Below are 12173 nucleotides of genomic sequence, written 5' to 3'. Positions count from 1 at the left end.
GAAAGAGTTGGCAGTTTAATATTTAAATAAGCTCGTCAATATTGAGAGCGTACTTTTGGTCAACGAGAAATACGCTGGCAGAGTGCTCAGTATTTTCATATTTTTCACTGAGAAATTCCTGCTTGATATTTGTACCATCTTGCGCATGTGCATCGAGATTGAGCCGAAATATAGTGGATAAGTTGACGTCGCCATGATGATTCATGATATTTCCCAATAAGTGTTCCAGTTTCTTATCTTAAGGGGGAAATATTTCAGATTAATTGCAATTCCAAGGTGAATGCAACGCAAGAAATCTCCAGGTCTTGCCAGCGACGACCATGATCTTCTTGCCTATGGCACTACTAAGCGGCATTATGGGGATGAATATTGAGGATCTGTCAGGCAACAAAGAATCCCTCTGGATTAGGATGGTGCTGTATTTATTGCTTTTGAAATCTAAAAAAATCATTTAATACTCAAACTGCGGGATTAGTTAAAAATATGGAACTTTGGAACCTTTATGGTGAAACGGCATTACGACTTCTGCTAGCACTGCTTGCAGGCACCATTTTGGGTCTTAATCGATGGATTCATCATAAATCTGCTGGCATTAGAACCCATTCGCTTGTCTCCATAGGATCTGCAACCGCTGTGATGTCTATTGGACACCTAGGCCAGATTGATGCCCAGGCACTCAGTCATGTATTGCAACCGGTTTAGGATTCTTAGGTGCTGGTGTGATTATTCGAGAACAAAGCTCGCAACGGGTTCGTGGGCTGACAACCTCAGCCAGTATCTGGTCTTGCGCCCTAGTATCGGCAGCATTTGGGGCTGGCGAGCTGGCATTAGGCGGACTATCACTTGCCGCAATCCTACTAGCCCTCGTAATAGGAGGCCCGCTAGAAAGACTCTTAGCGCGGATTATGGGCATTAAACATAAATCCGAAATCTCCTCTGATCCAGATTAAATGCCCTTCTGAATGCGAAAAAAGCAGTTTTGTCATATTACTTTGCTAGCATATCTCCGTTCTAATTACTTTTACCCGGACATCCATGAGCGAATACAAATATGAAGATGCTGTAAAACAGCTACAAGAGTCTGGTGCTATTGGCCTACAAGACTTTAAAAATCTATCTTATGAAGACTTAACTGAGCTACTTGAGGAAATCAAGGTGTGGTGCCTGTATGCCAACGGTAAGTTAGATAAGCTGCCGAAAGAATCTAAGAAGAAAAAAGAAAAGAAGGATAAGAAAGATAAGAAGGACTAAGCAATATCAGTACCCTTAAGCTGAAATACGCTCCTTAGGAAATCGAAGAGTAAAAGTGCTGCCCTGTCCGGGCGTACTAGCAATGATGAGCTGGGCTTGATGGCGGTTTGCAATATGCTTGACGATCGCCAATCCCAAACCAGTTCCTCCAGTATCCCTTGACCGACTTCTATCCACGCGATAGAAGCGCTCAGTCAATCTAGATAGATGCTCCGATGCAATACCCGGCCCTGTGTCAACAACTGAAAACTCGCCCTCACCATGTTCATTTACGCTCCATCGCACCTTAATTGAGGCGGTGTCTGGTGTGTAACGAATAGCATTGGAAACTAGATTGCCAAAGGCAGAGTGAATCTCCCGCTCCTCTCCCATCAAGTTATTTGAATTTGAGATCTCAAAGCTAAGGATATGATGACCTTGAGAAAGTGCCTCTGCATCATTCTTCAACAGTGCCATCAGAGTAGTAATGCTGATTTCTTGTATTGGAGCAGGCAAGGTGTTTGACTCTAGATTGGCCAGGGTCAACAAGTCTTCCACCAAACTCTTCATTCGCTGAGCCTGAGACATCATCATTTCAAAATATTGACTTTGCTGGGATCTGTCTAATTCAAGCGACTGCATAGTCTCTAGAAAACCCATCAAAACAGTAATTGGCGTTCTCATTTCATGCGAAACGTTTGCTACAAAATCACGTCGCATTGCATCAGCCCTCTGAAGATCGGTTACGTCCTGCACAAGCAAAAGATGTCGTTGATCACCGAATGGGAAAATTTGCAACATCAAACTCAGATTAGAGTTTGACCCCATTCTCTCCATTAATAATGGATCTTCAAAGGCCCTCTTATATAAATACTGAATAAATTCAGGGCGTCGAATCAAAAAATTAATCTTTTGAAGCGCATCACGCTTGAAACTCAAGCCAAAGAAACGCTCAGCAATACCATTGCACCACTCAATATGATCTTCACTATCCAGCATCACAATGCCATTGGGAGAGGCTTGAAAAGCCTCAATGAAACGATTGTGCTGTTTCTCAATAGATAGTATTTGTTGTTTGAGATTGCGGACTAAACGCTGAAGGCGAAAAAAGATTTCCTCCCAATAGCCGCTTGGTAACGGCATAGATTCAACAGAATCAGATAAGGTGAATTTTCTTAAACGGGCTAAATTGATGTAGGAATAAATCAATGGCACTGAAAGCACAGAGATCGCCGCCGCCACCCCTGAAAAGGGACCCAAATTGGAAGATGCAACGTATGCCGCAAGGAAAGCCAGGCAAATCAGCACAATAAAACGAGAAATGACGGATAACATTCGACAATATTAGAGCATCTGCTCAAATGGATCCAAAAACCCATTTAGAGCTTGATTCTAATTAGGTCTGGGTCGGCATCTTGGTAATTCGATAACCACTTCCACGAACCGTCTCTATATAGCGATCAGAGTCAGCAGGAGCTAGAGCCGCCCTTAACCTCTTGATGTGAACATCGACCGTCCGCTCCTCAATATAGACCTCATTTCCCCAGACCTTATCGAGCAAATTTGCCCGTGAGTGCACCCTCTCAGGATTGGCCATCAAAAACTGAAGTAGGCGATATTCGGTAGGCCCTAATGGGATGGATTGAGGATCCATATTGGGCCAAATAGCTGTCACACGATGAGAAAGTGGATCCATTCGTAATGGGCCCACAGCCAAAGGTCCAGAGTCTTCTAATGGGGTTTGGCGACGTAAAAGCGCCTTCACGCGTGCGACTAACTCTTTAGGTGAAAAAGGCTTAGTAACGTAGTCATCGGCACCAGAATCTAAGCCGAGAACCTTATCGGACTCATCACTCTTAGCTGTTAGCATCAGAATGGGCAAGGAACGGGTACGCTCATTCGAGCGTAGCTCTTTTGCAAACTGAACGCCCGACTTTCCAGGAAGCATCCAGTCCAAAATGAGAAGAGATGGAAGCTTATCTCGCATGATATTCATAGCAAGATCAGTCTGGAGGGCTCTTTCAACCTCGTAGCCTGCGTGAGTCAGGTTGATTGCAATAAGCTCAGCAATCGAAGGCTCATCCTCAACAATCAATATTCGGTGAGTCATCTGAAATTCCGCTTTGATTGGTTACGGTTTATTTGCCTCGCGAACCAAATCCTCATGAGGGATGTGGCGCACATCAGAGCCTTTAGCAATATAAATCACGAATTCAGCAATATTCTTCGCATGATCGCCAATGCGCTCAATCGCCTTTGCAATAGTCAACATATCCAGTCCTGTTGAAATTGTGTGGGGGTCTTCCATCATGTATGAAATCAGTTTGCGCACAAAGCCTCTGAACTCTTCATCAATTTGGCGATCTTCTTGCACTACTTCTGCAGCAGCAACGGTATCTAACCTTGCGAAAGCATCCAAACTACGGCGCAAGAGAGAAATGGCCATTTGTCCAGATAAACGAATTTCGGCAACGTTAATATTGTGGGTGGCTCCAGCCTCGATTAAACGCTTCGTTCTCTTCGCAACGCGCTCAGCTTCATCGCCGGCACGCTCAAGATTGGTAATCGCTTTTGAAACAGCCATGACGAGGCGAAGATCACGCGCCGTAGGCTGACGACGAGCAATTAATTCTGTACAGGCTAAGTCAATCTGAATCTCGAGATCATTTACGAGCTTTTCATTCTGGATGACTACATTACAGGTATCAATATCCATTTGCGTGAAAGCGCGCATAGCCGTTGAAATCTGAGACTCAACGAGTCCGCCCATTTCCAGCAAGCGGCTAGAAAGTGAATTTAAGTCCGCGTCAAACTGTGACGAAAGGTGTCTATCTGGCATATATTTCTCCAATTAACCGAAACGACCGGTAATGTAATCTTCTGTTTCTTTACGCTTAGGCTTGATGAAGATTTCATCTGTCTTGCCGAACTCAATTAGGCTTCCTAGGTACATATAGGCAGTGTAATCCGATACACGAGCGGCTTGCTGCATATTATGAGTAACAATCGCAATCGTGTACTCATGCTTCAGTTCATTAATTAACTCTTCAATCTTACCTGTAGAGATGGGATCTAAAGCAGAGGTAGGCTCATCTAGCAAAATTACGGAAGGTTTAACGGCAACGCCACGAGCAATACATAAACGTTGCTGCTGACCACCGGAGAGAGATAAACCGCTTTGGTTTAATTTGTCTTTGGCTTCATTCCACAATGCAGCCTTATTTAAGGCCCACTCTACACGCTCATCCATTTCAGAACGTGAAAGCTTCTCATAAAGACGCACACCAAAAGCAATGTTCTCGTAGATAGACATTGGGAATGGAGTTGGCTTTTGAAAAACCATACCAATTCTTGAGCGCAGTAAATTGAGGTCCTGCCCAGGCTCTAAAGTATTCTGGCCGTAGAAGTTAATTTCACCCTCAGCGCGTTGACCCGGGTACAAGTCATACATGCGGTTTAGAGTGCGCAATAAGGTCGACTTTCCGCAGCCGGATGGTCCGATGAATGCAGTAACCTTGCCCTCTTCGATGTCTAAATTGATGTCCTTCAAGCCCTGGAAAGATCCATAGAAGAAATTAAGATTGCGCACTTCAAGCGCATTTTTGACCTCTTTGGCTTCTTGCATATTGGTAGTGTCGTTCATTCTGTTTCCTTGACTATCGATTGTATTTAAGTCAAACATTGTTTTCATATTGGCCATTAACTTTGCACTTTTTCACGGAAGACAACGCGCGCAAGAATGTTTAATCCAAGCACTGCAAATGTTATTAACAAAGCAGCTGCCCAGGCGAGGTCAACCCAGTTGTCATATGGGCTCATTGCAAACTGGAAAATGACCACTGGCAAGTTCGCCATCGGTGCATTCATGTTGGTTGTGAAGAATTGGTTGTTCAGGGCGGTAAATAGCAGTGGAGCTGTTTCACCACTCACGCGGGCAAGAGCCAACAAGATGCCAGTGATAACACCGCTTTGGGCAGCCCGCAACGTAATCATGAAAGCAACTTTCCACTTCGGGGTGCCTAAGGCATAGGCAGCCTCACGCAAGCTTCCTGGAACTAAGCGTAACATATTCTCTGTCGTGCGTACCACCACTGGAATTGCAATTAAGGCCAAGGCAATCGTACCGGCCCAGCCAGAAAAATGCCGTACTTGCGCTACTACGATCGCATATACAAACAAACCAATCACAATAGATGGCGCTGAAAGCATGATGTCAGTAACAAACCGGGTTATTGAAGCCACCTTACTTCTATCCCCATACTCAGAGAGGTATAAACCGGCAAGAACTCCAATTGGTGTGCTAATTAAGGTACAGCTTGCAACAATCATTAGACTTCCAAGGATCGCGTTTGCTAAACCGCCACCCTCAGATCCAGGCGCAGGAGTGCTTTGGGTAAAGACGTCAAGATTGATTGATGAGAATCCCTTAATAAAGAGGATGCTCAAAATCCATAAGAGAAATGCCATTCCCAAAACCATGGCACCAGTAGAAAGTACTAGACCAATTTTGTTGGCACGCTTGCGCTTGGCAAAAATCGCAGGATCAATATTTGAGAGACCGTTCATGTTTTCAATCCCTGTTTCTTCTCCATATTCAGGAGCATCCACTTTGCGATAGCTAGCACAACGAATGTGATCATAAATAGCGCAAGACCTAAAGCAAACAAAGAGGAGTAATGAGGCCCTAATTCAGCTTCGCCAAACTCGTTAGCGAGCGTTGAAGCAATTGAATTACCCGGAGCAAATAATGATGGGGATAAGCGATGGGCATTACCAATCACAAAGGTCACAGCCATAGTCTCGCCAAGCGCCCTGCCTAATCCCAGCATGATCCCTCCGATAACACCTGCTTTGGTGTAAGGAAGAACGACATTTTTAACGACTTCCCAAGTAGTGCAGCCAATACCGTAAGCAGACTCTTTTAAAACTGGGGGGACGATTTCAAATACATCACGCATTACTGAGGCGATAAAAGGCAAAATCATCATTGCCAAAATGAGTCCAGCACAAAGAATGCCGATACCATTAAATGCGCCAGAAAATAGAATTCCAAGACCGGGAATTTGACCTAGGGTAGCAGCTAATGCAGGCTGGATGTAATCAGCAAACAAAGGAGCAAAGATGAAGAGGCCAAACATACCGTAGATGATGGAAGGAACAGCAGCAAGTAGTTCAACTGCAGTACCTAGAGGTCTACGTAGGGAGCTTGGGCATAACTCTGTTAAAAATACTGCAATACCAAAACTTAAAGGTACTGCAATGAGCAAGGCGATGAAAGAGGTAACGATGGTGCCATAGATGGCGATTAATCCACCAAACTCGCCATTAACAATATCCCACTCTTTAGTGAAGAAGAAGCCAATACCGAATTTATCGAGTGCCGGCCAAGCGTTAATGATGAGTGAAATGATGATGCCGATCAGCGCAATGAGTACCGATAAAGCAAAAAATTGGGTAATCGCATGAAACAGAAAGTCTTGAATACGCTGTACCTTAGCAATGCGTAGCGCCTGGGGCGTCGGAGCTGCGTGAGACTGAGTCGATTCAATCATAAATTGCGCTTATTTAAATATTGAAACAGCCCCACTTGTGGTGGAGCTGTTATTCAGTAATGATTAAGAAATCTTAATCATTCAACCTTATTTAGTTACTACTTTAGCAAATACATTCTTGCGGATGAAATCTGTTGTAACGTCAGGCATTGGAACGTAATCCAAGTCTTCAGCCATCTTCTTGCCATCTTTGAATGCAAAGTCAAAGAACTTGATCACTTCAGCAGCATTAGACTTATTTTCTGGATTCTTGTACAAGAGAATGAAAGATGCACCAGTGATTGGCCATGATTTAGCACCAGCAGCGTTAGTAATGAATGTACCCATACCTGGAATCTTAGACCAATCTGTACCCGCAGCTGCAGCAGCAAAAGTGATGTCATCAGGCTGAACAAATTGACCGTCCTTGTTCTTCATGGACACGCTAGTCATTTTATTTTTCTTGGCGTACGCATACTCAACATATCCAATAGCACCCTTAACGCGAGATACGTTTGCAGCAACACCTTCATTACCCTTACCGCCAACGGATGAGACGGCAGGCCACTTAACAGCAGCGCCTTCACCGACTGCATCTTTCCAATTCTGGCTAACTTTAGCCAAGTAGTTTGTAAAAATTGCAGTCGTTCCTGAACCATCAGCGCGATGCACTACAGTAATTGGCAAGTCAGGCATCTTCATACCGGGGTTATTCAACACAATGCGCTTGTCATTCCAGTTAGTAATAACGCCCTGAAAAATATCAGACAAGGTGTCTGGCGATAACTTCAACTCATAGGGCTTCACACCCTCTACGTTGATGACAGGCACTACTCCGCCAATAATGGCTGGAAACTGAACCATGCCATCTTTTTCTAAATCTTCGAACTTCACTGGATTATCGGATGCGCCGAAGTCCACAGTCTTTGCTTTGATTTGCTTGATGCCGCCTGAAGATCCAATAGATTGGTAGTTCAGGTTAGAGCCGGTTTTTGCTTTGTAGGCTTCAGCCCATTTAGCGTAAATTGGGTATGGGAATGTTGCGCCAGCACCCGTCATGTCCGCTGCAAATGCAACCGGGGCAAATGAAATCGCGCTAATTACTAACGCTTTTTTCAAAAATAAGTTCATTTGAATCGTTCCTCGAAAAAATACGCAACATTGCGATAGGGAGACGATACGATGTATGTATGACTCTTTTGTGACAAGCATTTTAATTGGAATTAATTCAATTAAATCAATTACTTATAATTTTGGCACGAGGTCGGCAATACTCTGAGCCGCACTCATGGCTAGAGTGCCATCTTGAGCTTCAACCATGACCCGTAGGACGGGTTCTGTGCCTGAGGCACGGATCAGCACCCTACCCGTCCCCTTGAGGTCGCTCTCTACCTGACTTACCTGGGACTTAAGGGTCTGATCGGACTTCCAGTCATAACCAGGCTTGAACTTGATATTGAGGAGCACTTGCGGGAAGAGCTTTACGGAATCTAGGAGCTGAGCTAAGCTTTTCTTGGTCTGACTCATCGCTGCCAGTACCTGCAATGCGGCAATAGTGCCGTCACCGGTTGAGTGTTGATCTAAGCAAAGCAGGTGCCCCGATCCTTCACCACCAATAATCCAGCCTTTTTGTTTGAGTAACTCCAAGACATAACGATCGCCTACATTGGCGCGCTCAAATCCGATTCCCAAGCCTTTGATGGCATTTTCAACAGCAAGGTTCGTCATCAAGGTACCAACTACCCCACCGATGGCTTGGCCTCGATCAATCCGGTCTTTTGCCAGAACGTATAGGAGTTCATCGCCATTAAATAGTCGGCCAGAAGCATCGACCATTTGCAAACGATCGGCATCGCCGTCTAAGGCAATACCGAGATCCGCTTTGGTTTCTTTAACCTTCGCAATTATTGCGGCGGGGGCTGTAGCACCAAAGCCATCATTAATATTGCGGCCATCCGGATTCACACCAATCGAGATGACTTCTGCACCCAGCTCATGAAAGACATGGGGAGCGATATGGTACGCAGCACCATGTGCGCAATCCACAACCAACTTCATGCCCTTGAGATTGAGTTCTCCAGGGAAAGTAGATTTACAGAACTCAATATAACGACCGGTAGCATCATCAATACGAAATGCTTTACCTAATTCTTTTGAGCTGACACAGCCCATCGGTTTGGCGAGCTCGGCTTCAATAGCCAACTCAAACTCATCGCTTAACTTGCCACCTTCCGCAGAGAAGAATTTAATACCGTTATCTTGATAAGGATTGTGTGAAGCAGAAATGACTACACCGGCAGATAAACGCAATGCTTTAGTAAGGTAAGCAACCCCGGGGGTTGGCATTGGGCCACATAGCATCACATCGACGCCTGCGGCAGCAAAGCCTGCCTCTAAAGCCGCCTCTAATAAGTAACCTGATACACGGGTATCTTTACCAATCAAAATCTTGCAACGCTCTCCAGGCTTTGCCTGGCTACTCAGTACTATGCCTGCAGCATAGCCAAGGCGCGTGATGAATTCTGGAACAATCGGAAATTGCCCTACTTCACCGCGGATGCCGTCAGTACCAAAGTATTGTTTTTTCATGAGCTTGATTATAAAACTTGTAGGTATAAGACTAGTCAGCTTATTCCTGAATAGCTTCCCAGAGCTTCAAGGAGTCGACTGTCTCCTGAACGTCATGGACGCGGATGATACGAGCTCCTCGATCGGCAGCCAGAATGGCGGCTGCCACACTAGGCGCTACCCGGTCATTGGTATCACGACCCGTTAATTTACCCAGCATGGATTTACGAGACATTCCCGCCAGTACCGAGTAACCCAATTGCGAGAATTGATCAAAATCGGCCAACATCTTTAGGTTGTGCTCTAGGCTTTTACCGAAGCCAAAACCGGGGTCAATGGCAATGCGGTTTTGAGCGACGCCCTTCTCTTGCAGTAACTGTGCGCGCTCTTGTAAAAACTGTTTTACTTCTGCGATGACGTCTTGATATTCAGGATCAAATTGCATAGTCTGCGGATCGCGCTGCATGTGCATGAGGATAAGACCGCACTGCTTGTTTGGATTGAGCTGATCGCTCTCGATGATTGCCTCTATCGCACCCTCTTGTCGCAATGCCCAGATATCATTGACACAATCAACTCCAGCATGAAGCGCCTGGCGCATGGTCTCGGCTTTATAGGTATCAATTGATAAGGCGACGCCGCAATCTTTTAAAGCTTCTATCACTGGCAAGACGCGATCTAATTCTTCTTGCAAAGAGACTGGCTCGGCACCTGGGCGAGTGGACTCACCGCCGATATCAATAAGGTCTGCACCGTTGGCGATCATGCGCTCTGCTTGAGCAATGGCATCACTGGGAGTTCTGAACTTGCCACCATCAGAGAAGGAATCTGGCGTGGCATTCAGAATACCCATAACCAGTGGGCGCTGACGTTTGCTAAAGTCAAAAAGAAAACGCCCGCAACACCATGTTGCGGGCAGAGTTTGCTTACTCACTTTGCTAAGCAGTAGCTGGAGCGGCCCCGGCAGCAGGACCCGGCGTACCAGCAGAGTTACCAAACTGGGTTGCTGGTGGTGGCTTCGGAGCGCGCGGTGGGCGACCTTCCATGATGTCAGTAATCTGCTCAGCATCAATGGTTTCCCATTCAAGCAAAGCAGTCACCATCGCTTCAACCTTGTCACGGTTTTGCTCAAGGATCGATCTTGCCAATGCGTATTGGCTATCCACCAATGCACGAATCTCTGCATCCACCTTTTGCTGAGTTAACTCTGAAACTGTCTTCGAGCTATTACGCCCAAAAATACTTTCAGACTCGGTATCGACATAGACCATCGTACCCAAGCTATCACTCATGCCATAACGGGTGACCATATCACGCGCCATTTTGGTAGCACGCTCAAAGTCATTTGATGCACCTGTACTCATGGAGTTTAAGAATACTTCTTCAGCAGCGCGGCCGCCAAACAAAATAGCCAACTCTTCCAACATGCGATCTTTGTACAAGTTCACACGATCAAACTCAGGCAGCTGCCATGTCACACCCAAAGCCATGCCGCGCGGCATGATGGTGACCTTATGCACTGGATCTGCCTTAGGCAAGACCTTAGCAACAACAGCATGTCCAGACTCGTGATATGCCGTGTTACGACGCTCTTCTTCACGCATCACTGCAGACTTGCGCTCAGGACCCATATAGATCTTGTCTTTTGCGTCCTCAAAGTCCTTCATATCTACGGCACGCTTATTGCGACGTGCTGCAAATAATGCAGACTCATTGACTAAGTTTGCTAAATCTGCGCCTGAGAAACCAGGGGTGCCACGTGCCAATACCGCTGCATCCACATCTGGATCAATCGGTACTTTGCGCATATGCACTTGCAAGATTTGCTCACGACCACGGATGTCTGGCAAGCCAACGTGTACCTGACGATCAAAACGTCCTGGACGCAACAGGGCCTTATCCAATACATCGGAACGGTTAGTAGCAGCAACCACGATGACGCCGCTATTGCTTTCAAAACCATCCATCTCAACTAACATTTGGTTGAGGGTTTGTTCACGCTCATCATTACCGCCACCCATACCAGCACCACGATGACGACCTACCGCATCGATCTCATCAATGAAGATGATGCAAGGAGAATTTTTCTTGGCGTTCTCAAACATGTCACGCACGCGTGAGGCACCAACACCAACGAACATCTCTACGAAGTCGGAACCAGAGATGGAGAAGAATGGAACTTTTGCTTCGCCTGCAATCGCACGCGCCAACAAGGTCTTACCAGTACCTGGAGGACCCACTAGTAATACGCCATGCGGAATGCGACCACCAAGCTTTTGAAACTTTTGCGGATCCTTGAGGAAGTCCACAATCTCGAATACTTCTTCTTTTGCTTCATCGCAACCAGCAACATCAGCAAAAGTAACAGTATTGCTATTCTCATCAATCAAGCGCGCTTTAGATTTGCCGAAGGAGAATGCACCACCCTTACCGCCGCCTTGCATCTGACGCATCATGAAAAACCAAAAACCAATAATCAATAAAGTGGGGCCGAGGTAATACAAAGCAGAAACCAACATATTTGGTTCGTCATCTGCTTTACCAGTCACCTGGACACCAAACTTCATCAAGTCGCCAACCATCCAAATATCCCCTGGGGAGATGATGGAATATTTATTGCCGTCGTTTGGAGTTACTTGCAAGGTGCGACCTTGCACATCCACTCGCTTAACTTTGCCAGCTTTGGCATCGTCCATGAATTGAGAATACGTGACTTGGTTCTGGTCTTTAGGCTTGTCGAACTGTTTAAAAACAGTAAACAAGACCAAACCCACGATGAGCCACACACCGATTTTTTGCAACATATTGCTATTCAAAAGAAGACCTTTGCCGGATTAATCCGGG

General features: G+C 45.8%; 15 protein-coding genes. 4 read left to right on the top strand and 11 right to left on the bottom strand.

Annotated elements, in window-relative coordinates:
- Positions 1-22: 22 nt before the first annotated feature.
- Positions 23-205: a hypothetical protein gene (locus tag C2747_RS04435; RefSeq protein ID WP_215332745.1), complete on the bottom strand. Its 183-nt coding sequence runs from the start codon at positions 203-205 to the stop codon at positions 23-25.
- Positions 206-263: 58 nt separating this feature from the next.
- Here C2747_RS04435 and C2747_RS04430 point away from each other — a divergent pair, with 58 nt between their 5' ends.
- The 4 genes from C2747_RS04430 (at position 264) to C2747_RS04415 (ending at position 1251) form a co-directional block, all read left to right on the top strand.
- Positions 264-455 (top strand): CorA family divalent cation transporter, encoded by a 192-nt coding sequence (locus tag C2747_RS04430; protein WP_285896675.1) that lies wholly within the window; start codon positions 264-266, stop codon positions 453-455.
- A 28-nt stretch (positions 456-483) separates the two neighbouring features.
- Entirely contained in the window at positions 484-702 is a 219-nt protein-coding gene (locus tag C2747_RS04425) for an MgtC/SapB family protein (protein WP_215332743.1), read from the top strand.
- A 17-nt stretch (positions 703-719) separates the two neighbouring features.
- Positions 720-950 (top strand): MgtC/SapB family protein, encoded by a 231-nt coding sequence (locus C2747_RS04420; RefSeq protein ID WP_215332741.1) that lies wholly within the window; start codon positions 720-722, stop codon positions 948-950.
- Between the two features lie 85 nt (positions 951-1035).
- A complete protein-coding gene (locus tag C2747_RS04415; RefSeq protein WP_215332739.1) occupies positions 1036-1251 on the top strand; it encodes a hypothetical protein in 216 nt (71 codons plus the stop codon).
- A gap of 15 nt (positions 1252-1266) precedes the next feature.
- Here the strand turns inward: C2747_RS04415 and phoR are convergent, their stop codons facing one another.
- The 10 genes from phoR to ftsH all read right to left on the bottom strand — a co-directional run bounded on the left by phoR (position 1267) and on the right by ftsH (position 12145).
- Positions 1267-2565 (bottom strand): phosphate regulon sensor histidine kinase PhoR, encoded by a 1299-nt coding sequence (gene phoR / locus C2747_RS04410; protein WP_215332737.1) that lies wholly within the window; start codon positions 2563-2565, stop codon positions 1267-1269.
- Positions 2566-2626: 61 nt separating this feature from the next.
- Positions 2627-3340 (bottom strand): phosphate regulon transcriptional regulator PhoB, encoded by a 714-nt coding sequence (gene phoB, locus C2747_RS04405; RefSeq protein WP_215332735.1) that lies wholly within the window; start codon positions 3338-3340, stop codon positions 2627-2629.
- 21 nt (positions 3341-3361) lie between these two features.
- Positions 3362-4069: a phosphate signaling complex protein PhoU gene (phoU, locus tag C2747_RS04400; protein ID WP_215306659.1), complete on the bottom strand. Its 708-nt coding sequence runs from the start codon at positions 4067-4069 to the stop codon at positions 3362-3364.
- A 12-nt stretch (positions 4070-4081) separates the two neighbouring features.
- On the bottom strand, positions 4082-4873 hold the full coding sequence (gene pstB / locus C2747_RS04395) for a phosphate ABC transporter ATP-binding protein PstB (RefSeq protein WP_215329723.1): 792 nt from the start codon (positions 4871-4873) through the stop codon (positions 4082-4084).
- 56 nt (positions 4874-4929) lie between these two features.
- Entirely contained in the window at positions 4930-5796 is an 867-nt protein-coding gene (pstA, locus tag C2747_RS04390; RefSeq protein ID WP_215332733.1) for a phosphate ABC transporter permease PstA, read from the bottom strand.
- Positions 5793-6782 (bottom strand): phosphate ABC transporter permease subunit PstC, encoded by a 990-nt coding sequence (gene pstC, locus C2747_RS04385; RefSeq protein WP_215332731.1) that lies wholly within the window; start codon positions 6780-6782, stop codon positions 5793-5795. Before pstC ends, pstA begins: the two co-directional genes overlap by 4 nt.
- Before the next feature lie 87 nt (positions 6783-6869).
- A complete protein-coding gene (gene pstS / locus C2747_RS04380) occupies positions 6870-7892 on the bottom strand; it encodes a phosphate ABC transporter substrate-binding protein PstS (protein WP_215332729.1) in 1023 nt (340 codons plus the stop codon).
- A gap of 114 nt (positions 7893-8006) precedes the next feature.
- Entirely contained in the window at positions 8007-9350 is a 1344-nt protein-coding gene (glmM, locus tag C2747_RS04375) for a phosphoglucosamine mutase (RefSeq protein WP_215332727.1), read from the bottom strand.
- Positions 9351-9390: 40 nt separating this feature from the next.
- Positions 9391-10263, bottom strand: a complete 873-nt coding sequence (gene folP, locus C2747_RS04370) for a dihydropteroate synthase (protein ID WP_433915506.1) — start codon at positions 10261-10263, stop codon at positions 9391-9393.
- A gap of 4 nt (positions 10264-10267) precedes the next feature.
- Positions 10268-12145, bottom strand: a complete 1878-nt coding sequence (gene ftsH / locus C2747_RS04365; protein WP_215332725.1) for an ATP-dependent zinc metalloprotease FtsH — start codon at positions 12143-12145, stop codon at positions 10268-10270.
- Between the last annotated feature and the right edge of the window lie 28 nt (positions 12146-12173).

The sequence above is a fragment of the Polynucleobacter corsicus genome, from assembly GCF_018688255.1.
GTDB lineage: Bacteria > Pseudomonadota > Gammaproteobacteria > Burkholderiales > Burkholderiaceae > Polynucleobacter > Polynucleobacter corsicus.
This window is presented reverse-complemented; position numbering and strand designations above follow the sequence as displayed.

Excerpts from the sequence above, each read along its gene's own strand:
- phoR (WP_215332737.1), bottom strand. The coding sequence starts at position 2,565 with ATGTTATCCGTCATTTCTCGTTTTATTGTGCTGATTTGCCTGGCTTTC.
- pstA (WP_215332733.1), bottom strand. The coding sequence starts at position 5,796 with ATGAACGGTCTCTCAAATATTGATCCTGCGATTTTTGCCAAGCGCAAG.
- phoB (WP_215332735.1), bottom strand. The coding sequence starts at position 3,340 with ATGACTCACCGAATATTGATTGTTGAGGATGAGCCTTCGATTGCTGAG.
- pstS (WP_215332729.1), bottom strand. The coding sequence starts at position 7,892 with ATGAACTTATTTTTGAAAAAAGCGTTAGTAATTAGCGCGATTTCATTT.
- pstC (WP_215332731.1), bottom strand. The coding sequence starts at position 6,782 with ATGATTGAATCGACTCAGTCTCACGCAGCTCCGACGCCCCAGGCGCTA.
- C2747_RS04425 (WP_215332743.1), top strand. The coding sequence starts at position 484 with ATGGAACTTTGGAACCTTTATGGTGAAACGGCATTACGACTTCTGCTA.
- glmM (WP_215332727.1), bottom strand. The coding sequence starts at position 9,350 with ATGAAAAAACAATACTTTGGTACTGACGGCATCCGCGGTGAAGTAGGG.
- pstB (WP_215329723.1), bottom strand. The coding sequence starts at position 4,873 with ATGAACGACACTACCAATATGCAAGAAGCCAAAGAGGTCAAAAATGCG.
- C2747_RS04415 (WP_215332739.1), top strand. The coding sequence starts at position 1,036 with ATGAGCGAATACAAATATGAAGATGCTGTAAAACAGCTACAAGAGTCT.
- phoU (WP_215306659.1), bottom strand. The coding sequence starts at position 4,069 with ATGCCAGATAGACACCTTTCGTCACAGTTTGACGCGGACTTAAATTCA.
- C2747_RS04435 (WP_215332745.1), bottom strand. The coding sequence starts at position 205 with ATGAATCATCATGGCGACGTCAACTTATCCACTATATTTCGGCTCAAT.